Origin of the sequence: Microcoleus sp. MOSTC5 (assembly GCF_036701825.1) — a bacterium.
Classification (GTDB): Bacteria; Cyanobacteriota; Cyanobacteriia; order Cyanobacteriales; family Microcoleaceae; genus Microcoleus; species Microcoleus asticus.
In genome coordinates this window covers 109860-134491 of sequence record NZ_JAUBRK010000003.1, presented here as the reverse complement: position 1 = coordinate 134491, position 24632 = coordinate 109860, and the positions used below count along the sequence as shown (strand labels likewise).

26 protein-coding genes are annotated in these 24632 nt (G+C 44.3%); 19 read left to right on the top strand and 7 right to left on the bottom strand.

Annotated elements, in window-relative coordinates:
• Window positions 1-28 precede the first annotated feature (28 nt).
• Both QUA54_RS02385 and QUA54_RS02380 read right to left on the bottom strand, forming a co-directional pair.
• Window positions 29-766, bottom strand: a complete 738-nt coding sequence (locus tag QUA54_RS02385) for a hypothetical protein (protein ID WP_333412975.1) — start codon at window positions 764-766, stop codon at window positions 29-31.
• Window positions 763-1089 (bottom strand): MgPME-cyclase complex family protein, encoded by a 327-nt coding sequence (locus QUA54_RS02380; RefSeq protein ID WP_333412973.1) that lies wholly within the window; start codon window positions 1087-1089, stop codon window positions 763-765. Before QUA54_RS02380 ends, QUA54_RS02385 begins: the two co-directional genes overlap by 4 nt.
• Window positions 1090-1203: 114 nt before the next feature.
• Between QUA54_RS02380 and QUA54_RS02375 the strand changes: the two genes are divergently transcribed.
• The 16 genes from QUA54_RS02375 (at window position 1204) to QUA54_RS02300 (ending at window position 14554) form a co-directional block, all read left to right on the top strand.
• On the top strand, window positions 1204-1410 hold the full coding sequence (locus QUA54_RS02375) for a hypothetical protein (RefSeq protein ID WP_333412971.1): 207 nt from the start codon (window positions 1204-1206) through the stop codon (window positions 1408-1410).
• 61 nt (window positions 1411-1471) lie between these two features.
• Window positions 1472-3838: a type III-B CRISPR-associated protein Cas10/Cmr2 gene (cas10, locus tag QUA54_RS02370; protein WP_333412969.1), complete on the top strand. Its 2367-nt coding sequence runs from the start codon at window positions 1472-1474 to the stop codon at window positions 3836-3838.
• Window positions 3835-4560 carry an RAMP superfamily CRISPR-associated protein gene (locus QUA54_RS02365; RefSeq protein WP_333412967.1) on the top strand — a complete coding sequence of 242 codons (726 nt, stop codon included), beginning with the start codon at window positions 3835-3837 and terminating at the stop codon, window positions 4558-4560. Before cas10 ends, QUA54_RS02365 begins: the two co-directional genes overlap by 4 nt.
• Window positions 4547-5809, top strand: a complete 1263-nt coding sequence (gene csx10 / locus QUA54_RS02360) for a type III-D CRISPR-associated RAMP protein Csx10 (RefSeq protein WP_333412965.1) — start codon at window positions 4547-4549, stop codon at window positions 5807-5809. The genes QUA54_RS02365 and csx10 overlap by 14 nt, the downstream gene beginning before the upstream one ends.
• A gap of 2 nt (window positions 5810-5811) precedes the next feature.
• On the top strand, window positions 5812-6321 hold the full coding sequence (locus QUA54_RS02355) for a hypothetical protein (RefSeq protein ID WP_333412963.1): 510 nt from the start codon (window positions 5812-5814) through the stop codon (window positions 6319-6321).
• Between the two features lie 49 nt (window positions 6322-6370).
• On the top strand, window positions 6371-7537 hold the full coding sequence (locus QUA54_RS02350; protein WP_333412962.1) for a putative CRISPR-associated protein: 1167 nt from the start codon (window positions 6371-6373) through the stop codon (window positions 7535-7537).
• A 44-nt stretch (window positions 7538-7581) separates the two neighbouring features.
• Window positions 7582-7707 carry a hypothetical protein gene (locus QUA54_RS02345; protein ID WP_333412960.1) on the top strand — a complete coding sequence of 42 codons (126 nt, stop codon included), beginning with the start codon at window positions 7582-7584 and terminating at the stop codon, window positions 7705-7707.
• 21 nt (window positions 7708-7728) lie between these two features.
• Window positions 7729-8580: a type III CRISPR-associated RAMP protein Csx7 gene (csx7, locus tag QUA54_RS02340; RefSeq protein ID WP_333412958.1), complete on the top strand. Its 852-nt coding sequence runs from the start codon at window positions 7729-7731 to the stop codon at window positions 8578-8580.
• Between the two features lie 141 nt (window positions 8581-8721).
• Window positions 8722-9687: an RAMP superfamily CRISPR-associated protein gene (locus QUA54_RS02335; protein ID WP_333412956.1), complete on the top strand. Its 966-nt coding sequence runs from the start codon at window positions 8722-8724 to the stop codon at window positions 9685-9687.
• Complete coding sequence (locus QUA54_RS02330; protein ID WP_333412954.1) at window positions 9684-10160, top strand: hypothetical protein; 477 nt, start codon at window positions 9684-9686, stop codon at window positions 10158-10160. Before QUA54_RS02335 ends, QUA54_RS02330 begins: the two co-directional genes overlap by 4 nt.
• A 1-nt stretch (window position 10161) precedes the next feature.
• Window positions 10162-11238 carry an RAMP superfamily CRISPR-associated protein gene (locus tag QUA54_RS02325; RefSeq protein ID WP_333412952.1) on the top strand — a complete coding sequence of 359 codons (1077 nt, stop codon included), beginning with the start codon at window positions 10162-10164 and terminating at the stop codon, window positions 11236-11238.
• Between the two features lie 2 nt (window positions 11239-11240).
• Window positions 11241-11882, top strand: coding sequence for a hypothetical protein (locus QUA54_RS02320; RefSeq protein WP_333412950.1), 642 nt, complete (start codon window positions 11241-11243; stop codon window positions 11880-11882).
• A 123-nt stretch (window positions 11883-12005) separates the two neighbouring features.
• Entirely contained in the window at window positions 12006-12464 is a 459-nt protein-coding gene (locus QUA54_RS02315; protein WP_333412948.1) for a type II toxin-antitoxin system RelE/ParE family toxin, read from the top strand.
• Window positions 12465-12480: 16 nt separating this feature from the next.
• Window positions 12481-12786, top strand: coding sequence for a transcriptional regulator (locus QUA54_RS02310; protein WP_333412946.1), 306 nt, complete (start codon window positions 12481-12483; stop codon window positions 12784-12786).
• Window positions 12787-12999: 213 nt separating this feature from the next.
• Window positions 13000-13134 carry a hypothetical protein gene (locus QUA54_RS02305; protein WP_333412944.1) on the top strand — a complete coding sequence of 45 codons (135 nt, stop codon included), beginning with the start codon at window positions 13000-13002 and terminating at the stop codon, window positions 13132-13134.
• 220 nt (window positions 13135-13354) lie between these two features.
• Window positions 13355-14554, top strand: a complete 1200-nt coding sequence (locus QUA54_RS02300; RefSeq protein ID WP_333412942.1) for a glycosyltransferase — start codon at window positions 13355-13357, stop codon at window positions 14552-14554.
• A gap of 392 nt (window positions 14555-14946) precedes the next feature.
• On the opposite strand, the gene QUA54_RS02295 is transcribed toward QUA54_RS02300, so the two are convergent.
• From QUA54_RS02295 to QUA54_RS02280, 4 genes are all read right to left on the bottom strand, one after another.
• Window positions 14947-15855: an AAA family ATPase gene (locus tag QUA54_RS02295; RefSeq protein WP_172188278.1), complete on the bottom strand. Its 909-nt coding sequence runs from the start codon at window positions 15853-15855 to the stop codon at window positions 14947-14949.
• 163 nt (window positions 15856-16018) lie between these two features.
• Window positions 16019-17233, bottom strand: a complete 1215-nt coding sequence (locus tag QUA54_RS02290) for a bifunctional riboflavin kinase/FAD synthetase (RefSeq protein ID WP_333412940.1) — start codon at window positions 17231-17233, stop codon at window positions 16019-16021.
• Between the two features lie 228 nt (window positions 17234-17461).
• Window positions 17462-18370, bottom strand: coding sequence for an MBL fold metallo-hydrolase (locus tag QUA54_RS02285; RefSeq protein WP_333413043.1), 909 nt, complete (start codon window positions 18368-18370; stop codon window positions 17462-17464).
• A gap of 741 nt (window positions 18371-19111) precedes the next feature.
• A complete protein-coding gene (locus tag QUA54_RS02280) occupies window positions 19112-19375 on the bottom strand; it encodes a hypothetical protein (RefSeq protein ID WP_333412938.1) in 264 nt (87 codons plus the stop codon).
• Between the two features lie 394 nt (window positions 19376-19769).
• Between QUA54_RS02280 and QUA54_RS02275 the strand changes: the two genes are divergently transcribed.
• Entirely contained in the window at window positions 19770-20660 is an 891-nt protein-coding gene (locus QUA54_RS02275; protein WP_333412936.1) for a hypothetical protein, read from the top strand.
• Between the two features lie 119 nt (window positions 20661-20779).
• Window positions 20780-22273, top strand: a complete 1494-nt coding sequence (locus QUA54_RS02270) for an IS5 family transposase (RefSeq protein ID WP_333412934.1) — start codon at window positions 20780-20782, stop codon at window positions 22271-22273.
• A gap of 68 nt (window positions 22274-22341) precedes the next feature.
• Here the strand turns inward: QUA54_RS02270 and QUA54_RS02265 are convergent, their stop codons facing one another.
• Window positions 22342-22959, bottom strand: a complete 618-nt coding sequence (locus QUA54_RS02265; protein ID WP_333191631.1) for a hypothetical protein — start codon at window positions 22957-22959, stop codon at window positions 22342-22344.
• A 529-nt stretch (window positions 22960-23488) separates the two neighbouring features.
• Here QUA54_RS02265 and QUA54_RS02260 point away from each other — a divergent pair.
• Window positions 23489-24394, top strand: coding sequence for an alpha/beta hydrolase (locus QUA54_RS02260; RefSeq protein WP_333197790.1), 906 nt, complete (start codon window positions 23489-23491; stop codon window positions 24392-24394).
• Window positions 24395-24632: the final 238 nt, after the last annotated feature.

Sequence of the window (24632 nt, the reverse complement as noted above, 5' to 3'; positions counted from 1 at the left end):
AGCAATTTCAATTGCCAATTTTTATCTTTTAGCGAACAGCAGGGGCAATTACGGTAACTCGGCGGCTGTCTACTAACATCGGCCAAAAACCTCGATCGCTCAATGTTTTTACAGCAGCAGTAGCGGCGTTTTGATCCGTTGTGTAAGCGACGAATAAAAAGGGACGCTGGCCGTAGGAAGCTAAGCCTATTTGCGTGCCTAATGCTTCCCTGACTTGGGCGGCTAATTCCGGTTGGTTGAAGTAATCTACTAACACTGCATAACCAGGGCCCAGGGGTTGAGGATTGAAGGCAAGATTGCCCGTTGGAGGATTGGTGATTGGTTCAGAATCGGGCGCTGGCTGAGGGTTGTAGACTGGCAAATTTTGGGGTAGCGCCGCTGCGGGCGATCGTACTACGTAAGCTTGCAATCCGACAACATCTTCGATGTATTTAACCCAATCGCTGGCGATTTGCGAGTCGCGAAAGCCACCAACTCGCGTCACCGTGTCATTGATGTACCGACAAACTGTGTTGTTAGTATTTCCTGGGAAAGAGCGTTTTGCTCTTTCTTGCTGTTCGGGTGTTTGGGTGACAATTAACAGTAGATATTCATCGGACTGCGGCGGTTGGCAGCTCGATTGAGCTTTAACAGAACTCGATAAAATTGTCAATACCAAAAGGGCGATCGAAGTAGCAGAAAATAGGGGTAGAGACAAAATAAATTTGTACAGTTTACCCCTAATTGTTGTTAGTTGTTTTGTCTGATATTTTGCTATTTTGTTCATGCTGTCTGTAGGGATGCAAGGGCATCGGGAATAGTTGGTGATGGTGCTTTGAATTCACCTGTCAGTACATATTCTAATCGCAGTTTCAACCAAGTGATGAAGACAGGATCGATGGAAATAATGGCGGCTGATGGCTGAGGGCATTTTGCTTTAACTTCTGCCATTGTCGGTGCTTCTAGGAAAGCGGGCTGTTTGACCAACCAGAAGTCTATTTCTTTTTCTTGTTCATTGTAGTTGCGAGTTCTTTCTTTAAACACTTCATCTAGGGCTTCTTCTTCTAGCAAAAAGCGTTGGCTGGCTAAAACGTAGTAGTAGGTTTGCATTTTGGTCGCTTGTTAGGGGTTGACGGTTAGTGGTTAATGCCGCCTGTACCGACCAGTTTTGCAGGTCAGGGGCGGGTTGGCTCAGTTGCGGTCGTTGGAGAGTTCTAGACTCTTGTGCCGTTTACTTTACCTTATTTGCTGTCATCTTGGGTAGATGCAGAGCAAGTCGCCTCAGAAAAATCTTTGGTGGTGAGAGTTGGGGGAGTTGTGAGAGTTGCGAGAGTTGCTGGTTTTTTGGGGATTTGGGCGATTATTTTTCGGGCTGGTGATTTTCGTGAAAATTTAGGTGACAATAGGAAATTAGATGGAATTGCAGGTTGAATAATTACCAATTATTGAGGCAATCAGGGGGCTGTTAAACCTGATTGGGAGTGGTTTGCATATGAAAAGTTGTTGGAGTTCGATCGCGACTGGTATTGCTTGGTGTCTGGCTTGGGGTGAGGGGCGCGAACCTCCTGATATCAAAGTGTTACACGAAATGCGACAGGCTTTGAATTCTGGGGAGGAAGTGCCGCAGGATGTGAGGGAAATTGTCGATCAGGTTCAGGAACTTCTGAATATTCCCGATAATATCCCCAAAGGAGAGTTTCCCGAAACAATTACTGATTTGCAAAATAAATACCAGAATTTGTGGAATCAAACCGGGAAAATTGGCTTAGTTTACGGCGGTGCAACTAAGATTAAGCAGTATGTTTTTGACGAGGCGAAACTCCCAGATATTCGCGGTGCCTCTGCACTTTTAGAGCGGATAAACTTAGTTGATTTGCCTGCTTTTTTTAACAAAATTCCTGAATCAAACCGTTACAATGTTCACTTCAAAAAAGTAAGAGATTGGTTGGATAAAAACTTTCCAGGCGAACCCAAGCGTGGCGAACCCAAGCTTTCAGAAGCTTTGATTCCTGAAATGATTGTCTATTCTACTGGCGGCAATATCTTAGCTTTCTGTCCAGCAGCTTTTGTGAATGAGTTAGCTGATGCCATTGAAAAACGCTATTCCTATGTAACCCTAACTGCTAATTCATGCGCGGTTGGAGATACGTTTAAGCTTTTAGAAATTCGATTTGGTTTGCTGCGAGACCCGATAGAACAAACCTTTTGGCTCGATCGATACCGCCAAGAATATCAAAATCTGCTGGTTGAGGCTTATTTTGGCAAGCTAGATAAACAGCCAAACGAACCCTGTATTGCTGACCCATCTTGTGTGGAAGAGGCCTTTGCAAATCGCAAGAGTTTTAATGAATTAACTACTAAATTGGCTGTGCTTTTTAATCAGCGACGCAGTGGGAATGACTTTGAAAATCGCCCCAGCCGCCGCTACCCGCCGATGTTGGAAACGCACCCTTATTTGCAAAGGGATGAGGCAGATCGCCGATCGGCTATTACCCGCGCTACAGACAATCCCGACAATCCCAATGAAAAAGGTCTTCCGGGCAATCCTTGGTTTTCGGAGGTTTCTGCGCGCAAACGCAAAGCGGGCGATCGGGCTAAGCATGGAAAACCCAAGGAAACTCATTGGTACACAAACAAAGAAGCTGCTGATGTCATTGAAGGTTGGGTTGACAAGTTTGAGGATTTCTTAAAAAAGCCTTCCGAAAAACTTCCGAAATACTGGGGCGACAACAACCTTGAAGACGTTGAAATAGCTCAATCTTTAACTCAGCTTGGCAGTGTGAGTAATGGCTTTGTAGCCTACATCTATGCCGATGGTAATAACATGGGTGGCTATATTCAAAAAATTAGCACTCCCCAAAAATATAAAGAATTTAGCGAAGATGTTGACAATGCTACTAGATATGCTGTTTTTCAAGCCTTAGCTGAGCATCTTCAGCCTCGCGAACTTAAAGGAAATAACAAGTCAGAATCGACTCTTCCAGATGGTGCTTGGATTCATCCCTTTGAGATTATTACCATTGGTGGCGATGATATTATCTTGATTGTACCAGCAGATCGGGCATTGGCGATCGCCAAAACCATCGGAGAACAGTTTGAACAAATTTTGCTCAGACAAGTTCAGATACCCCGTGTGGAAATCCAAGGTGACTATCAAACTCAGCCATCAGAAAAACCTATCGATCTCAGTAAGTGTCACCGCTACTTAAGTCAAAATGCAGGAACTGCTAATTGTCAATTAAGTACATCGATCGGCGTGTTGATTGCGGACTATAAAACTCCGATTTACTACGCAAAAAAACTTTACGAACAATTGCTCAAGTCAGCAAAAAAACGTGCTAAAGATTTAAAAGATCGCGGATACTGTGGAGGTACAGTGGATTTTTTTGTGATGAAATCTGTAACTGCGATCGCCTCCAGCATCGAAGACTTCCGCAAGGAAGCATTAACCAAAGATGGTCCTCCAAAACTTAAGTTGTACGCCGCACCTTACACTTTGCATGAAATTGGCGGATTGATTGAGTCGGTCAAAGCGCTGAAAAAAGCTGAATTTCCCAAATCGCAACTCTACCAAATTCGCAGTTTCCTAGAACAAGGAAAACAAACAACAATTCTCAACTACCGCTATTTCCGAACCAGACTCAAGCAGGGAAATAAAGAATTAAGACAAGAATTTGAAGAAGCTTGGTGTAAAGCTAAAACTAATGAAGGCAATGTAGCACCTTGGATGTACGATTTAGAGGAAAGAGTTTATGAAACCATCTGGCGAGAGCTTCTGGATATTTACGATTTCATTGAATCAGAGGAAGATTCCGAATCAAGTTCAGAAGATTTAGCAAATATGGAGGTAGACTCATGATTGTTCTCAATGAACTGTCAAATTTAGTTGAAACCTACACACTTACAGCAGTAATCGATACGGCATTGTGTGTAGGCGCGGGCGGTTCTGCCAGTTCCCTTGCAGATAAGCCAATTGTCCGCAATGCAGAAGGAAACCTGTTAATTCCTGGTTCTCAAATCAAAGGTCGCCTCCGCCACGAATGCGAGAAAATTGCTAGAGGTTTGGATTGGGAGATTTGCGAGTCTCCAAGTCCGGGAAAAATGGTAATCCGCAGAGAAAACGCACCGGATAAATTTAAGCGCCGCGAATACGAAATATCAGGATATGATGAGACTTATCACTGTTTAATAAGTCAAATTTTCGGCGATCCAGTTTTGCCATCCCAGGTAATTTTTGACGATTTGATTTGTACGGAAGACCCGGAAAATTTGGCAGATTTTATACGTCCGGGGGTGACAGTGAATCGCCGTCGCCGCACCGCAGAAGAGAAAAAACTCTACTTTTTGGAGACTTCTCCACCTAATGTTTCACTGAGGTTTGAAGGTGAAATTCATCTATTGCCAAATTGCCCCAGCTACGCGAAACCTTTGATGTTGGCTGGTTTCAAACACATTCACGCACTGGGTGGAAGTAAATCGGCCGGTTTGGGATGGCTGAGTTGGGAAAATTTACCGCAGTTTGAAGGGACTGAAGCAGATTGGGATTTTCTAGCGAGGGGAAGGAAAAATGCAGCGAATTGAACTGCAAATTAAGGCTTTGTCTGCTTTGGCGATCGCCCGTCAGAAAGCGGGCGGTTCGATTGGCGAAGCTGTAGAGTATATTCCCGGTACGGTGATTCGGGGTGCTGTGGCTGCTCAAATTTTGGATCTATCGAATGGGCGAGCGACCGATTTGACCGAAAATGGCGGCGATTTTCAAGCTTTATTCTTGAGTGAAAATCCAGCAATTTTCCAAAATGCTTATCCAGCATTAGTAAGTGATGGCGAACTCGTCTCTAAAGATACATTAGAAGAAAATGGAGTTTTACCTGCAACTGCACTCAGTTCTAAAAATAAGCCTGGTTTCAAAAGCGAAGAGGACGAACCCGAAAAAAATGGCGTTTTTGACACTTTAATCGATCGCTTTTGTGCTGAAGGTTATGGATATCCCTACGATCCGAATTGCCCGGAAGATGGAGGGAGAGTCGATGCTGCTAGCATTAGTTTTTACTGTAAATTCGATGATGAGTATCACAGTCTTAAGGCGAACAAACGCCTGTTAACGCGAGTCGGGATTAATCGCCGCAGGGCTACATCGGAGGAAGAAATACTTTACAGTCTGGAAGTTTTGAATGAATCTCACGAGAAAAAACAAAATCCTGTTTATTATCGAGGTGCGATTTTAGTGCAGGAGCATTTAGCAGAATCTTTGCGTGACTTCATTCAGGAACGCCCTCAAAACTTTCGCTTGGGCGGTTCGACTTCCAGAGGACTGGGAAAAGTTGAAATTACCGCAAAACAGCCTGTTAGTGCTAAAATAGATGTAGAGCAAAAACTCACTAAATTTACCAATTCCATAGAAGACCGTTGGCAGAAATGGGAAATTTTTGGCGTTCCGTTAAAGGAGTTACCGGGCGATCGTACTTATTTCACCCTCGACTTGCAATCTGACGCCATCCTCACCGAAAACTGGCGGCGCACCACTGTAATATCCGAAAAGATGTTGCAGCAATTTGCCAAAGTTGAAGACCCATCATTGAAACTGGAAGCAGCTTACACCAGTTACGATTATCTTTCCGGCTGGAATGCGGCTTGGGGATTGATGAAAGATGTAGAGTTAATAACCAACAAAGGCTCAGTTTATTTGTTCAGCACAACTCAACGGGAGATATGGGATAATGTGTTGGGAGAATTGGAAGTAAGAGGAGTGGGCGATCGAACTTGCGAAGGTTTCGGTCAAATTCAAATTTGTAACCAGTTTCATAATGTATTTAGAGAGGAGGCAGTGTAGATATGTTAGAAATTCTCGATCTATCTTTACAAGAACAATTAGAACTCAGAATTGAGCGACAAATCAGTAACCAGATGGACGCAATAATTCAAAAGGTAAACAGGATAGCTAAAAAATTTTCAATTGCCAGCAAAGATAAAAAATCTCCCTTCAAAAATGTTGTGGCCGTTGCTACTGATTCCAGTTCTTCCCTTGAAGTTATCAAAAACTACATTCGCTATCAGATAGGTCGCAAAGATTCCAGTCCTATCTGGAAAGCCCCCAACGACCAAGAGCTATTTGCTATGGCATTAGTTAAAGAACTCGACAACTTAAATGAGGATGTTACAAAGATTTTACAAAGACTGAGAAAGGCTATACCTAAAAGCAATCCTCTGGAATCTTATCTAACCGACAGTCAGAATCGGGAGAAAATAGAAAGAAATATTCATCTCAAAATTGCACAGCTCTATCTAGGCTACCTGGCACGAGAGCATACAGCAATGGTAGGAGAGAAAAATTTAGGTCAATAAAGTTAAACAGACATCAATATCGATCGCTCAAAAATTAGTATAAAAATTTATGTCTACTAAAGATAAAGAGATACGTCGCTTAGTTATTTCAACTGTTGGTACAAGTTTACTTACTAATCAAATTGATAGTAAGAGCAAGTCTCAATCCGATTGGTATTCTTGCTTGCAGGATACTGCTAATCTAACAGAAACAGAAATTGACAAGGGTTCTGATATTGACAAAATCATTCAAAGCTTAAAGCAGAGGGCTGAAAAAAAGCTCGAAAAAGCTAATACAATCGAGATTAGAGAAGCGAGTGCTGAACTAAATGGTATTTATGGATTGTATGAGGATCAACTAGAAAACGGTAAGCTAGACCATCATTTTTTAATTACTACAGATACAGCACAGGGACAAGTCACAGCCAATATTGTAGAAAAATTTTTACGAGTGCGAAAATTTAGTGTTGAAGTGTATACACCTGAAAAACTTTCAACAGCTAATACAAAAGCTTTTAATAACGGAATTGACAATTTACTAGATTGGCTTCATAGACGAGTAAATGAATACCAGGAAAAAAAATATGAAATCTATTTCAATTTGGTAGGTGGATTTAAAGCATTGCAAGGATGTATGAATACAATGGGGATGTTTTATGCCGATAAAATTATCTATGTTTTTGAAGGAGCCAGCTCAAATTTAATTACTATACCTCGTTTGCCAATAACCGTAGATTCTTCCCGCCTAACGGATCATGTACCTACTCTCGCATTGCTCGATGCTGGTGCTGGGCTACTTCCATCAAAAACCGAAAAAATTCCAGAAGCTATGATTGCAGAAATTGATGGTAAAATGACTCTTTCTAATTGGGGACAACTTATTTGGAAGAAATATGGAGATGATTTTTTATCGCAAGACTTATTAGATTTTCCTAAAATATCTTACGCAGGTGATTTTAGAGGAGAGTATAAACAAATTAAAGATGTAAATAATAAAATTCGGATACAAAAAACTATTGCTAAAGTTTCAAGGATACTAGAAGAATCTAATGGTAATACTAGAGAAGTTGGTAAACAAGTTGAGTATTATCCATACGAAGGATCCAAAGATAAAGAAGGAGTTGACCATTTTTATGTAGGAGACCAGTTCCGAATCAGTTGTAAAATCCAAAATGGAATTTTAAAGCTACGACATTATGGAACTCATAAGTATGTAGAGGGAAAAGAAACCACTTAATAACAGAACTGGGATGGTTAATCGATCCTCAAGAGCGAATGATTATGGTATTTAAACCAGGACAACAACCAGAAATCAAGAGAGAAGCAGAAACATTACCAGTTCTCAGCTTGCTAAGAGATTGGCAGATATCAGTACAAGATGTGTTCAGTTGGTTGAGTCTGAATTAACTTAATTATCTAGGTGAGTTTATGTTTGACACGTTCAAAAATCGACTGGAAATTACAGGAAAGCTGACAACTATAACCGCATTACGCATTAGTGCCGGACGTTCAACCGAACCAATTGGCTCCGATTTACCAGTAATTAAAGATGCTTTGAGCAGACCTTTGATTCCCGGTTCAAGCTTTAAAGGGGCTTTACGATCGCGCTTAGAGAGCTTCCTCCGAGGTATCGACCCAAATCTAGCTGAAGATCCAGCTAACTACACGAGTTCAACTAGAAACAATCAAGTCAAAGCTTTCAAAGAAAAATACAAAAATAATGATTTAATTTTAACAAAAGAACTCATCGGTCTAACAGACGATATTGGCAGTTTATTTGGCACTCCTTGGATGGCTAGTAAATTCCAAGTTCGCGACTTAACCGTACAACCCGATGCGTGGTTCGGACAATATCAAGAACGAGATGGAGTAGCCATTGACAGAGACACTGAAACCGCCGCAGACGGCAAATTATACGACTTTCAAGTAGTCCCCGCAGGCACACCTTTTGATTTTAAAGCAGTAGTTGAAAATGCTCATGATTGGGAATTGGGTTTATTAATGATTGGTTTGCATCAATTTGAGACCGAACAAATACCTCTAGGAGGAGGGCGATCGCGCGGTTTAGGAGTGGTTAAACTAGAAATTGATAAGATGCGCTGGGTTGATGTCGAAGACCATCCCGAATTTTTGTTAGAATACTTAAAAAAGTTAGTTATGGGAGATGAAACGGCTTATGAAGATGCGGCTGATTATAAAGATGAGTGGGTACAAAAGCTGATCGATCGACTGACTCGTAAAGAAACTAAATTATCTGAAACTCAAACTCAGGCACACTGAAGTAAATATGGCTTTTAGCAATTACAAAACGCTCTGTATACACTTTTGCTGCTGTCAATTATGTATTTCAAGAGTGTGAATTGCAGCTAAATGCTTTAGTAGCTGCTTAATTTTTTCAATTTGTTTCAATCTAATTTAACTATGCACAAACGATTTGTCAACCACTGTACAATTGACTTAACTCTCATTCCCGACGGCCCAATTCTCATCAAATCCGGCAAAGAAGGAGCCGATCCGACTAAACCCGATATGGAATTTGTCGAGACTTACCATGCAGGAGGAAAGTCAATTTATCTACCGGGAAGCAGTTTAAAAGGTGCTATTCGCGCTCATGCTGAGAGAATTGTCAGGACAGTAGGTACAGACAAACGTCCTACTAATGGAGATCCTTTATGGGTGAGCAATCCTCTTAATCGGGATGAATTAAAGTATCTTGATAGTATCCCTGATTCCCAAGACATTTATCGGTTATCTTCTTTTACAGACCAAATGTTTGGAAATACTTCAATTGCTAGCAGAGTTAGAATCCAAGATGCTTACCCAATTGATAAGAAACAGCTCAAAATTCAAGAACGCAATGGAGTCGCGATCGATCGCGTTTTCGGTTCCGTAGCTGTCGGGCCCTTTAACTACCAAGTCTGCACCGCCGGAGAATTTCGCACTAAAATACATCTCAAAAACTTTTCCTTAGCACAATTAGGCTTGATTGGCTTAGTTTTGCGAGACTTAAATGATGGTTGGTTTGGAATCGGTTTTGCCAAATCTCGCGGGTTGGGGACGGTGACAGTCAAATATAACGAAGCCGTAGTTCAATATCCCGGTTGTAAATTAGATAAAGATAATCGCCAAATTCAACAAATAGTCAAACCCGGTCGATGGGGACACGCTTTCTTGCTGGGTGCAGGAGAATTTTTAGACACTGAGGAAGCCGCAAGTTATGGGTTTTCTAAACCCGATCGCGAACAAACCCCTATTGCTGCTGAACCGATGGATTTAGGTTTTGGAGTGCAGCTAAAATGGCAAGGCGACGGTGAGACTGGTGTACCGAATTTATTTAAATGTGCAGTTTGTGCTTGGAGTAAGCTTTTAACAGGTGCCGCAGCATGAACAAAGGTTTTGTATACGTTCGCTCTGGTTTGTCACGAGATGAAGTTAAAGAGTTGTTAGAAAAGTTAGCAACTGAGGAAAGTTATTATTTTGTGCGATCGCCCTACGCAGTCAGCGGCATTTGCATGAAATTGCCCGAAGAGTTTTTTCCCGGTTTTGAAGGGCAAATGTTTAATGCCTATCGCGAATTGCGCTGGAAAAAGCAGGGAAGTGCATATCAAGCGTTAATCCTGAGTCGAGTTGAAGCCGATTTAGAAGGATTTGAGCCGATCGATAAAGATTGCGAGTGGCAAATTTGCGATCGCGCGGCTTATTTTCACCGCCTTGACGAACCCAAATTCCCTAAAAGTTTTGTCTATAAAGGAGAAAATGATGAAAAGATTGTCTCTAACAATATTAGCATAGGTCAGCGATACTTTCAAGAAAAAAGAACTGCTACTGTTCATTTTGTCGCCCTCACAGTCAGGAGTTAACATGACTACAAATCTCCCACCCAAGCCCCGACGTTCTACACCGCCTAGTAGTCCGGTTTCTAATAATAATCCCCCTGAAACTGGAGAACCTAAACCTTATGAATTAATTAGTTTCCCCAAGGAACGACCGCCAAAAAATCCTCCTGCAGGACATCACCAATATTTGGGCGATCGCCTGCACGGAACTTTGTTTCTAACTCTAAAAGTTCAGACTACTTTGCACGTCTCTACAGGCGTAGTTGTCATGGGTAGCGACATAGGCAGTCGCCTGCCTTTAATCAAAACAATGGTTCAAAATATTGACCAAAAGTTATCTATTCAAGGTAGTTCTCTCAAAGGCTGCATCCGGTCAGCATACGAAGCCATTACTAACAGCACTTTAGCAGTAATTACATCAAGATACAGAGATAAAATTCCGCAAGAACGCTTGCCATGTAAAAATAAACAAGAACTCTGTCCGGCAAGTCAAGTATTCGGTGCCTTAGATTGGCAAGGGCTAATTGAATTCAGCGATGCTAAATGCCAAAATACGGGCTTTGCTACGGGATTTATGCCATCTTTATATCGTCCCCGTCCCGATCAAAGACGAGCATATTTTGACGCAAGAGGCAACGTAGCAGGGCGCAAGTTTTACTATCACACAATTCGGGCGATCGACAAAGGTCAAAATCAAGGAATTACTGTTCAGCAAGCGGCTAAAGAGTATACTTTCAAAACACAGATACAATTCAAAAACTTAACAGCAGCAGAGTTAGGAACGCTTTTGATTGTGTTGGGGCAAGATCCAAAGTATCCGATCGCCCTCAAGGTAGGCGGCGGGAAGCCGATCGGCATGGGAACAATGACTGTGGAGGTGACAGCGGCAAGGGTGTTGCAAAACAAGGGAGATTTGCGCGATCGCTATTCCTCCTACAATCCTCCTGAATCTGACAGCATGACTGGCACAAAATTGCAACAATTTATGCAAAAAAATATTCAAGCTGCTCATTCTAGCTTAGTGCAAGCAACTCAATTGCAACAACTAGCTAAAGTGTTGAAATATCCGACCGATCGCGAACCTCCAACAGGAATGTATTAAAGATGTCGAATACTGAATTAGTTACAGAAGCTTTGACCGAAAACCAGTGGGGAATTGCCCACGCGATCGCTCAAACTTTAGTTAAAGAAGAAACTGATGTAAATGAATTGGGAAAGGCGATCGCCTATCTCCGCAATGCAGTTAATCAAAATCAAGCTGATGCCAATTCCAGGTTTTTCAAGTATCTTAAAACCCTTGTCGGTAATGGCAGACAAATCGGATACAGTGGCAAAACCACAGATTATTACCGCAGCATCGATAAAGCTTGTAGCGATTGTCTCAAAGGATTTCAAGGGGATGCTAGCACTTTGCTGCAAATTTTAGGTTGGGCATCTCGTTTGATGCGTTACTACAAAGAAGCGGGGCCGATTGGAGAAGTTGTGACCCCAGTTGTAGAGTCAGCGAGACAAGTTGAAATTGCTAAGGCGATCGGCAGTCATGAGTTTGCAGTGGGTCAAATTGTCGAAGCCAAAGTTACTGCTATTAAAGGGAACAAGGTGACATATGAAATTCTGGGAAATATCAGGCTAACTGAGAAAGAACCGAAAAAAGCTCAATCCCTCTCTGAAGGACAAGTGGTGAAAGTTGAGGTTTTAGATATTAAGGAAGATGGGAGTCCCAAGAAGGTAAAATACTCTGAATAAAATGTATTTCGATACTGACCGTGTTCAGAATGTAATATATAGTGTAATATGAAAAGTAAGGCTTATAGTTTAAACTGTAAGCCTTGTTTGTACACTTTGATACTTTTTGGGAGCGATCGACCTATGTATAGGCTCAAAGATCCGGACTTGCCTACATCAATTGCTCTAGCTGAGGCTAGACCAACTGAATCAATTGTTCAATCACCACCTACTAGAACGTATTTTGTAAAAGGCAAGGACAACATGGCATACGAAGTAGAGTATACGGACGAGTTCGCTCAGTGTTTCATAACATTTGATGAAAAAACGCAAGACGATATTTTTACCGCACTAGGTTTGCTCAAAGAAAGAGGGCCTAATCTTCCCTTTCCTTACAGTTCGCGTGTTAATGGCTCTCGTCACAAACATATGCGAGAACTTCGAGTACAACATCAAGGAGAGCCTTATCGGATCTTGTATGCGTTCGATCCTGGCAGGACTGCAATACTCCTTTTAGTAGGTAACAAAAAGGGTAACGATCGCTGGTATAAAGAGAATATACCCAAAGCCGATAAGCTCTACGACCAATGGTTGAAAAGCTAAAAAATGAATGATTGATATGAAGACAAAGCCTTTTAGTGAATTGCAAGAGCGGATGACACCAGAGCGAAGGGCAAAGATTGAAACGCGAGTTCAACTCGCCTTACTCCATCTTACTCTTTTGGAACAGCGAAAAGCTTTGGGGTGTACAGATGAAGAACTGGAAAAAGACCTTAGCACTTTTGAGTCTGCTTTTTCCGAGTTGGATACGAGAGAGGATATTCAGGTTTCTACCCTCTCTCGCTACATCCAGGCTTTTGGGGGAACTCTAAAATTAGTAGCTGATTTCCCTGACAAGGAACTCGTTCTTGCTCAGTTTGAGTAACTGCTACTCAGCCGTATCAAGCAGCAATATAAAGAGGGCGGAGATTGTAAAAATCCTGCTCTTTTTTATGCTAATAGTGGGTTGACTTTTATCAAAATGACAGCTATTCTTTAGAAGACTGGAGAGTGAAAATTTTCCAAAGACTTCAACAAGTCTTTCAACTTACCCCGCAAGGGGATGGAAACACGCCTCTAGTAAGGTGATATTGAACACTTGATTCAGTTTTCACCACTTCCCCGCAAGGGGACTTTAGTTGACAGAGCTAATTCCTTATCCTACTTTTTCAGACGCGCGATCGCCCTTTCCCAATCCTCCATTCCGTCAAGGGCGATCGCAACTTTCATGTAAGAATCTACTCAATAAAATACTTAAATAACTAATACCCAATTCAGTTTAATAACCCCTTGACGATCGGTAATATTCAGTAATCAGTAATTGGTAATTGATAATCAGCTTGACAGACAGGCACAATTCTCTCCAGCTTTTTCTTTGAATGAGGATGCCTTGACTTCGATTGATTAGAGGCTAAACTAATATAGAGTTTTATCATAAAATTTTCTCCCCGTTCATGAACATCGCTTATTTAGTTAACCAATATCCCAAAGTCAGCCACAGCTTTGTCCGCAGAGAAGTGCTAGCCGTTGAAAATTGCGGCATAAAAGTCGCACGTTTTTCGATCCGATCCTGCGAGTCTGAACTCGTTGATGGGGCCGACAAACTAGAGCAAGAATTGACTAAAGTAATCTTAGGAGTTGGTGTACAGGGGTTAGCGTGGGGTTTGCTCCGCGTTGCGGCAACTAGACCCCTTCGATTCATCGAAGCTGTGCGGTTAATGTTCAAAGTTGGCTGGCACTCGGAACGGGGGATTTTGCTGCATCTAGCTTATTTAGCAGAAGCTTGCATTCTTTTAAATTGGTTTGCAGAATCGGGTACAGCACACGTTCACGCTCACTTCGGGACAAATTCGACAACAGTCGCAATGCTGTGCCGCGTGCTTGGCGGCCCGACTTACAGTTTCACCGTTCACGGCCCTGAAGAATTTGATAAAGCCACACTTCTTTCCTTAGACGAAAAAATTAAACGATCGACCTTTGTAGCAGCGGTTAGTTCCTTCGGTAAAAGTCAGCTTTTTCGGTGGTGCGATCGCACTTTTTGGTCAAAAATTCACGTCATACACTGCGGCGTAGATGCTGCATTTTTAGCTGCACCCTACGTCCCCATACCCGCAGCACCCCGCTTAGCTTGCATTGGCCGGCTCAGCGAACAAAAAGGTCATTTGTTATTGCTAGAAGCTGCTAACTTGCTAGCAGTTCAAGGCTTAGAGTTTAAGTTGGTACTCGTAGGAGACGGGCCGCTGCGATCGGATATTGAAAAGCAGATTCTGCAACTCGGCCTGCAAAATCATATAGAAATTACCGGCTGGGCCAGTGGCGATCGAGTTCAGCAAGAAATTTTAGCTTCGCGGGCAATGGTATTGCCGAGTTTTGCTGAAGGTTTGCCCGTCGTAATTATGGAAGCCCTCGCTCTCAATCGGCCCGTAATTAGCACTTATGTTGCTGGCATCCCGGAGCTCGTAGAACCCGGTGTTTGCGGTTGGTTAGTTCCTCCCGGTTCCGCAGAAGCATTAGCCGTAGCGATGCGCGCGGTATTGGAAGCACCTGTAGAAAAACTAGAACGAATGGGGAAAACAGGAGCCGAGAGAGTTGCTCAACAACACAATGTTGATTTAGAGGCAAAAAAATTAGTCGCGCTGTTTGAGAGTGCTTGAGAATGGTGCAAAACCTATTGATTAACTGACATCAAATCTATCTGTTAGCATCGGAATTATTCATATATCTCCTCTCTTCATCTGCGTGAATCAGCGTCCATCCCTTGTCATCTGCGGTGAAAAACTTCTTTTTTTTTCACCGCAGATACAGGCAGGTTAACACAAATTAACGCAGATGAATTAGATCGATTCCGGTTGCACAGTCCGTGATTGTTGACTGTTGACTGGGTTTTACGCCCGACGATGCTACCGGATTTGATATGACATCTTGCACAATTATTAATAAGTCTTTCAAGGGCGGGTTCTCCTGCCCACCCCACAGGCAAATTAATTGTTTGTGGAACAGGCATCTTGCCTGTTCCTTTAATTAAAGCAACCTACTTACAAACTTTTTAAGGAATAGGAACAGACCGCAACAACTTGTCAACGATCGCCTTAGCCCTCCTTCCCCCCGCCGGAATCAACCTGTGAGACAGTACGTGCGGCGCCAAATATTTCACATCATCAGGAGTCCCATAATCCCGGCCCTCCATAAACGCCAAAGCCTGGGACGCCCGGTGCAAAGCTACCGCACCCCGGGGACTCACCCCCAGAGTAATCTCCTCATCCTCCCGCGTCGATCGCACCAAATCTACAATATACTGTTTCAAAGAGCCTTCCACCTTCACAGCAGCGCACAAACGGCGCAATTCCTGCACTTCTTCCAAAGAAATACAAGGCTGCAAATCTTCAACAGCAAAACTATCAGAAAGCCGTTCCAACATTTGCAACTCTTCCAATGCAGCGGGATAGCCCAAAGTCAAAGACAAAGTAAACCGATCCATTTGAGCTTCCGGTAGCGGAAAAGTGCCTTGATATTCGATCGGGTTCTGAGTCGCAATCACAAAAAACGGCGCCGGAACATTCCGAGAAACTCCATCTACTGTCACCTGCTTTTCTTCCATCACTTCCAGCAAAGCTGACTGAGTTCGCGGCGTCGCCCGATTGATTTCATCGGCAAGCAAAACATTAGCAAAAACTGGCCCGGGCAAAAACTCAAACTCTCCGCTGCGCGGGTTCCAAATATTAGTACCGGTGATATCCGTCGGTAACAAATCGGGAGTGCACTGAATCCGCTGAAACTTCCCATCGATCGATCGCGCCAAAGACTTCGCCAGCAGAGTTTTTCCCACACCCGGCACATCTTCCAGCAGCGCGTGCCCACCCGAAAGCACGGCTACCAGCACCAAGCGAATAGCATCAGCTTTGCCAACAATAGTCTTGCCTAGATTTTGTTTGAGCCGCTCAATATGTTGTCTCATATCCCTGATTGCTAATTGCTAATTGCTAATTGTTGATCGAACATCAAATTGCTCAAATCTTAAGTCTTTGTCTTGCGGACTTCCGATTTGTCCAACTAGAATTTAGTCTGACTCATCTTGCACCATTTTTAAAACCGATCGCCCGTTCTAGATCACATAATTATTAGACTTTAGCAGTTAAGAGGCTTCTAGCAATATCGCAATCTGCCTGAATTTGAGTTTTGAGAGCATCCAGAGAAGCGAATTTTTGTTCTGGTCGCAAAAACTCTACCAAACTCGCGCTCAAGGTTTGACCGTACAAATCCCCAGACCAATCTAACAGGTGAACTTCCACAGTGGGTTGCAGACCGTCTACCGTCGGGCGGCAACCAACATTCATCACCCCATTGACAAAAGATAAATTTGATGCTGTGTCGGGGATTACAGATTTGGGGTTTTCCCGCTGATAGGAAGAACTTTCATCTTTCATCTTTTCCCATCCATGTTTCACCGAGACTCGCACCGCGTACACGCCAAAACGCGGCAAAAATTTTTCCGGCGGCAGTTCGAGATTAGCCGTCGGAAATCCGATCGTCCTGCCCAGCCGCTGTCCGCCAACCACAGTCCCGACTAAACTGTAAGGTCGCCCCAGCAACTGATTCGCTCTTGTGAGGTCGCCGGATGCCAGACCTTCGCGGATTGCAGAACTGCTGATCCGATCGCCCTCACCGCAATTGTGCAGGGGTACAAGAGCAACATCAATACCGTAACCCGAGGCGATCGACTGCAAACCCACAGCCGTCCCAGCGCGTCCCCGTCCAAACCGAAAATCAACCCCCACACTAATTCGACTCGCTTTTAGTTGTCGCACCAAAATTTTCTCGACAAACTCACAAGCAGTCAAAGCCGCCAATTCTCGATCGAACGGCAGCAGCACAAGTTGCTCGACGCCCATTGCTGCGAGCAATTCTACCTTTTCTGCCAGAGGCGTCAGCAGTTTTTTCGGTTGACCCGTAAAAAATTCTTGCGGGTGGGGATCGAAGGTCACCACAGTGCTGTAAAGTCTATCGACCCAATCATAATCGCGACCAGAGAGGCTGTTGCCCTCTGCCCTGGGGCCTATCAAACCCTCGAAATTATCGCGGCTGCCGGCTAGATCCGGCGGTGCTGCTGAGTCGTTGTAGCAGGTCGCCGGAGGTTTGCTTTCCAAATTTTCATCTGTGCCAGCGTTTGAACGCAAGTTTTCTCCCGACGCAAAAACCGTCGCAGAATTTGGCCCAGGCGATCGATTTAAAATTGGCTGCACGACTTGTTGATGCCCTAGGTGCAAACCGTCAAAGTTTCCCAAGGCAACAGAAGTTGGAGTCAGAGCAGCCGTACAAGAAGAAGTTACCCACACGCTTAATATTTTGACATACTTAGCCAGATTGCGATCGCCAGTCGATTTTAGATTTTAGATTTTAGATTGACTCCACAGATTCAATCTGGGAGATTAAACTTTGGTCTCAACTTTTTGGTTTTCCACAACAGCAGTCGGAGGCTTGTATGCCTCTTTGAGGTCAGCCCTAACTTAAATTTGAGATTTCCGACCTCAAGATTTCAGAACTATCTGGCAATCTCAAATCCATCAGACAGGCACTTTAGGCGCTTGCACCGACTCTTCAGACAAATCGCGATCGGGAGGCAGCAACTGTAACGACAAACCTTCCCGCGCCATCAAACTGTTGGGGAACCTTTGAGCCACTTGTTCTCCCACCCTGTCTAAAAACTCGTCATTGTGCAGCGGGTCGTGGTGAAAAATCACCAACTTTTTGACATTAGCAGCCTTTGCCACCTTCACCGCTTCCTGCCAAGTCGAATGTCCCCAGCCGACCTTGCTGCTCTTCTCCGAATAATACTCCTCATCGGTATAAGTAGCGTCGTAGATCAGCACCTCAGCATCGCGGGCCAAATACACCACATTTTCGTCCAAACGGTCGGGCAAATGTTCGGTATCAGTCACGTAAGCAGCCGAATACCCCCGCCAGTTTACGCGGTAGCCTACAGCTTCCCCGGGATGGTTCAACAAAGCAGTTTCCACCTTAATATCTCCGATTTCCAGCGGTTGGCCCACTTCTATATCGTTAAATTTCAGGTCTGCCCCCATAATTTGCAGGGGCACCGGAAAATTCGGGTGGAGCATTTGGTCGTGGAGTCGCTGCTGGATAGTAGCGTTATTAGGAGAAGGAGCAACTGCCCCATAGATATGAAAACAATTGCCCTTAATAAAAGCTGGGACAAAAAATGGGAATCCTTGAATGTGATCCCAGTGAGAGTGAGTAAAAAACATATGAGCTTCTACGGGCATCTGGGACAGGAGAGTTTGTCCCAAAACCCGCAATCCTGTACCGCCATCGAAAATTAGGCGACTGTCACCCACTCGCATTTCTATACAGGGCGTGTTACCCCCGTAACGTACTGTTTCAGCCCCAGGAGAGGCTATGCTACCTCTAACGCCCCAGAAGTGAACCGTGAATTGATTTTGCATACTAGATATGGGTTTTCCTGCAAGATTGTTCCGGCGAGCCATCGGTAAGGTGTTTACATACTGGTAGGGGCTTTACCATCAAACCCAAGCTCTTTGACGGTCGAGAAACGCACTTGTTGGAAGTGCCAAGAGTCTCGCTTGCCAGAGAATGCAAAACTGTTGGGCTTGACAATTGAGCAAGAAATTACAAGGTAGACTAATCAAGTCTCGATCGTAAGTTTTCTTTTCTTCTCTTCACTAGCCTAACCTCCGCAGACACAGTTTGGGGCAGAAGTTGTGCCTGAGTTTGGTCAAAAGCCGCTGTTTTTCCAGCCTCCGCACTTGCCGAACAGGATCGCGCGGTTGATTGTTGGCGCTGCTGTTTCACGGGTTTGAACCCGGATGATGCCCTTCCTGCTATCTAATTGGGTCGATCGACCATAATATCCAGACGCCGGAGCGGGTTGACGCCGATATCTGGCTGATATTGCCGATCGGGCGCGACGGGACGGCCCCTAAAATAATTACGGTAATTTACCGGACTTGATATGCTCCCGCCACCGGATCCCTATCCATGAGGATCGGGGACTCATTTTAACAAGAAGCCGATTTAATTAACTCAACTCCCATTAATTCCAAAATCTTAGCAGTTTAGGAATGCTCCTGCTATTAATTATCAAACAATACTGTCTGGATTCTCTGCCGGCCCGGAGACTGCTGTCCGTCCCGCTAACCCTCAGTCGATTTTAAATTTTAGACTTCGGCGAGCGCTCAGCCGAGTCGAGCCGTCGTCGAGTCGCGCTCAGTCGAACGATTTGAGATTTGAGATTTACTCCACAGATGAATCTGGGAACTTGAACAAGAGTCTAAAATTTTTGCTTCTGCACCGCGAGTGTCGGAAACTTGTATCCGTTTTTGGGCGGGGTCAAGCTGTGAACCGAGCATCATTTGACACCCAAGGACAGCCATCACCCTGGGCTGCGGGCAAAAACCTAAATTTTCCTCGCGCATTTCTCGGCGGACGAATTCAATCACCCAAAATAGCCCTATTTTCTGAAATTAAAAATTTTTCGTTTTTTTGCCCTCAGCCCAACTCCGATCGCCCTTGGGCCTCAAGAGTGATTCAGAAATATTATTCGTTGTTGAACTGTTGTGCTTTTCTCAACAATCTTCAATTACTCTATCTTTGGTAATGATTTATCGGAATTCTACCAAGTTGCCGTAGTCACCACGAGTTTAAATTTCTGGTATTATAGAGTCTAAGACTCTTGGTTTCCGAGAATCAAAATCAGTCGTAAAAAAGCCTGGATCGTACCATTTTAGATTTTAGATCGGTAAAGACTGATTGTGTAATGGTTTGAAACAGGCAGACAGTTGCAGAGTTTATTGAAACGGGTATAAGTTAAAGTTATTTGTCAAAAAACTCAGTATGGATCAAGTTAAAAAAACTACAACCAAGCTGAATCGATCGCCAGTGAAAGTGTCCGATCGCACTTTGGAACTCGATCTGCACCCGTCGAGCGAGCTGTCCTTAGAAATGACTGAGGCCCGAGCTTTGAGGGAATTTAGTTCGGACGATCGCCCGCCGGGAACCCCAGCAGCGACAGGCCAGAATGCCGCAACAAAGCGCCGGAGGGTAGATGGCAAGACTTCCAGGACTCGATCGCCTGTGGTTTCTACTGCCTTTCTCAAATGGCTGCTAGAGGGTTTGACTAGATCGAAAGGTTGGCTGGCAGTTGTCACCCTGGCAGCAGTTTGGGGGTGGTGGAACAGTCAGTTACTGTTTTCCACGGGCCTGGGGATAGCAGCGATGATGGCGGTTTACCGAGGGCAGTCGTGGGACTGGCAATTGCTGCGATCGAAAGGCGAGCAATTTTGGGAGGGCCCGAACCGCCGATTTGTTTTAGCCGTGGGCACCGGCGGGATTGCAACCTTGGGCGCTTACATGAGTTTGGCGATTTGGGCGGACTCCGAGAGCCACTGGATGGCTTTGAGCCTGATTTTGCAGAACTTGGGCACGATCGCGATTGCAGGGCTGTTGCTGCGGCAAGCGCTGAGTCTGGGCGCCTCAAAAGATGAAGTGGCGCTCGATCGCATCCTGGCAGATTTGACCGATCCTGACCCCGTGAAGCGTTTGATTGCAGTGCGGCAAATGACCGATTTGGTGAATAAGGGTGGGTTTGGCCCTGTGAGCTCTGTCAAAAGTTCGATCGCCCGTTCCCGCGCTGCCGAGTGCTTTCGCCTGATGCTGAGTCGGGAACCAGAAGCTTTAGTCCGCAATGCCCTTCTCGAAGGTTTGCAGACTTGGGACGCTACTTAGGGCTTGCTGGATAAGTGCAGAAAGGTTACACAGCCTGGTTATGTGATCGTGCGATCGAGAAAAGTGTGCAAGATAAACAGGTAAAATAGTACAAAACCTTTGCATCACCCAGTGCGCTCGTGTACAGAAAAGCTGAGCTTGCTCCCCCCTCACCCTCCGACTTTGAACTCCCCTCATGTGGAAAGTTGTCACTCCTTAACCGTTGGGTAAAAATAGCCCAACTAATCCCGTGGGATGAATTTGAATCAGAATATGCTAAAAACTTTCCCACAGAAATGGGGGCACCCGCCAAATCGTTTAGGATGGCATTGGGGGCATTAATCATCAAAGAAAAACTGGGAGTTAGCGATCGGGAAACAGTAGAACAGATCAGGAAAAACCCCTATCTACAATACTTTATTGGTCAATCAAGCTACAGTAACGAACTCGCCTTTTACCCATCTCTATTAGTTCATTTTCGGCAAAGAATTAGTCCGAACCTAATTAATAAAGTGAACCAACGAATGGTTGAAAAAATCCGCTCCATCACGCCAGTTAAACCCGAAAAAAAAAAGGATTCGGACGCCAAAAATGAGTCAGCCAATCGCGGCAAGTTGATCGTAGATGCTACCTGTGCCCCAGCCGACATTACCTATCCGACCGACTTAGGACTATTAAACAAAGCCAGAGTTCATACCGAAAAAATTATAGATATCCTGTATAAACAGATCAAAGGTCAAACCAGTAAAAAACCAAGAACCTACCGTAATCTCGCCCGAAAAGATTACTTATTAATAGCCAAACAAAGAAGACCATCCCGTAACAAAAAAAGACAGGCAATTAAAAAACAACTTCAATATATCAAAAGAAACCTCGCTCATATTGAACAGCTAATCGAGTCAGGTGCGACCCTAGAACGCCTGAACAAAAAGCAATATAAAACCTTGCTAGTCCTCACAGAGGTCTATCACCAACAGCAATGGTTATTTGATAATAATAAACAGAGTATTGAAGATAGAATAGTAAGTTTAAGCCAACCCCATATCCGTCCCATAGTCAGAGGAAAAGCCGGAAAAAGCGTAGAGTTTGGAGCCAAACTATCAGCCAGTTGTTTTGAAGGATATGTATTTTTAAACCGAATGAGCTGGGATAATTTTAACGAATCAGGAGACTTAAAAGCCCAAGTAGAAGCTTATTATAGATTCACAGGGTATTATCCAGAGTCAGTTCATGCAGATCGCATTTATCGAACAAGATCAAACCGAGCTTGGTGTCATGAAAAAGGCATTAGAATCAGTGGACAGCCCCTAGGAAGACCTCCAGCAAATGTCAGCAAAGAAAAAAAGAGGCAAGCGTTGGAAGATGACAGAATTCGTCAGGCGATTGAGGGTAAATTCGGGGAAGGTAAACGAAGATTTGGTCTCAATCGTATCATGGCAAAACTTGATAATACTTCACAAACAACTATTGCTATCACTTTTTTAGTCATGAACCTTTCTACCTGGTGGCGCCGGGTTTTTTATGTGTTTTTATGTCGAGCGGATCAAACAATGCCTGTTTTTGGAGTTAACATAACTTGCAGTTATATTTCACTAAAAATAAGGCAGGAAAAACTCATCTTTAACTCGGTTTGAATATATCGATCACTCCCGATCGCCAGAAAGCGATCGATTATTCAGCAAGCCCTACTTATGGCTTTGCTCTAAAATCCAAAAATCAAGTCATCGACTACTAGCTGACCGTCAAAAGCGTAAAAAGTAATTCGATGAATATTCGGAGCTTTTACGCGCAGGGGAGCGCTAGGAGCGATCGGAGAATTAGACCCGGCCAGATTGGGCGCTGGCATTTCATCCTGAACAATTGGGTTGCCGTCGATGTCGCAAGCAGATAAAACAGTTCGCCGCGAACTGGTAACAAGTCCTGACACCCAGCGAACTGGATGCTTAAAAGTTACTTCTATCAGTCCGCTTTTTGGGGCTCCCATTAACACTGTTGTCCCAGAACCCGTGAAAAATGCTGGGTTTGAAGGTTGGATGGCGACGGCATTGGTAAAAGTAACCCCCCAATGTGCAAACTGGTGCTCTACTACTTCAAAGCATTTCAAATCTTCTAAAGCTAGGCGGACGATCGCCGGTACGGTGGCGGCGCGCGATCGCACCTCTGACCCTGCGCCTGAGCGTTCTGGAGTGGCGACTACAGACTTTTTGCCGTTTAAATCCATGCTTCGATAGGCTGTATCAAATTCTGCAAACCCGTCAGATTGAAGACTTTTCGCATCAACCATAAAACCCTCGCGATCCCGTTTCCTGAGCAGTTGCATTTTTTGTAGACCTCCCTGAGATTAGTTGTTTCTTCTGTTTTGGAAGTAATAACGGCGAGGCCCGTGATTGCCAAACCTGCAATTAGGAATCGAAACCCGATCGCCCCCCTCCAACAAAGACTTTCGACCTCAAAAGCCACTGCTCCGCAAAATATCGTGATTAATTATTCGTGATTGGCGAGCGTCGGCTAACCTTCCGCCTGCCTGAAAGCCAGTCCTAATACTCCTGCTTTCCGAGCGCCTGCTTTCCGGGTTGGCGAACAGACTCTATTGCGTTGAGGGGTCTTACCCATCATTTTGCTATTATCTCCGATCGGCGGTAGTTTGCAAGGGTGAGGATAACTACACCGCCGAATTGCCCAAATCGCAAAACTTACTTGCTGTCTGTAGTTTCACGCTTCACCTGTACTAAAATAGATTTAAATCATTACTCAATCTTTACAAAAACGCCACCTGCTTTGCCATTTTTTCAAACAAAGACGGGGCGGCGGACAAAAATCTAAAATATAACAGTGATAGAGGTTTATTTATGCTTGTACCCCTCGGCTTCGGTCAGCGATCGGTAGTTACTTCTCTCGGCAGAATGGTTTACTACACTGCTGAAAAAATGCCTTGGATCGGGTTGCCGACCTCAACTTCGGAAAATAAACCGAATTTAGTATTTTTTCACGGTTTTGGGGGCGGGTCGAGTGCCTACGAATGGTCGAAAGTTTATCCGGCTTTTGCGGCCGAATATCGAATTTTAGCACCTGATTTAATCGGTTGGGGGCGATCGGAACATCCGCCGAGAAATTATCAAGTTGAAGATTATATCACAACTTTGATCGAATTTATCGAAAAAACTTGTGACAGTCCGACAGATGCGATCGCTTCTTCCCTGACGGGGGCGATCGCGATTCGAGCTGCGATCGCGCGGCCGGATCTCTTCAAATCCCTAATTTTGACAATACCCAGCGGTTTGTCGGACTTCGGACAAGATTACGGCAGCAGTTTCTTCGCTAAGCTAGTCAACACACCAATTTTAGACAAATTGCTCTACAGTACGGGAATCGCCACAGACGGCGGCATCCGCAGCTTCCTAGAACAGCGCCAATTTTCCGATTCCCGTCGCGTTTACCAAGAAATTGTAGACGCTTACCTCGAATCTGCTTTGGAACCAAATGCAGAATATGCCGCCCTGTCTTTTGTGCGGGGAGATTTGTGCTTTGATTTGTCGCTGTACATCACTCAGCTAACAACACCGACAGCGATTATTTGGGGAGAAAAATCGCAGTTTACCGGGCCCGATATCGGCCAGCGGTTAGCCAACCTCAACCCCGAAGCAATCAAAGTTTTTCAATCTCTGGAAAACGTAGGTTTGACTCCGCAGTTAGAAATTCCCGCTGTGACTATTGGCTTAATTCGGCAATATCTAAAATTGCTTTCGGAAGGCTGAAGAAGTTCGGCAACGGATTTTTTAACGGATTGAAAGGATGCAGGTTCGGCAACGAGCAATGTACGGGATTTAACGGATGTAACGGATGGAGGTTCGAGGTTCGAGGCAAGAAGGAAGAAGTCAGAGGGAAGAAGGAAGATTAATTCCCAATTCCCAATCGCCAATCCCTAATTCCCAATTCTCCCGCCCAACAACAGGCACAAGCCCCCGACGCTATTGAGGGTTTATCCCAAAATTT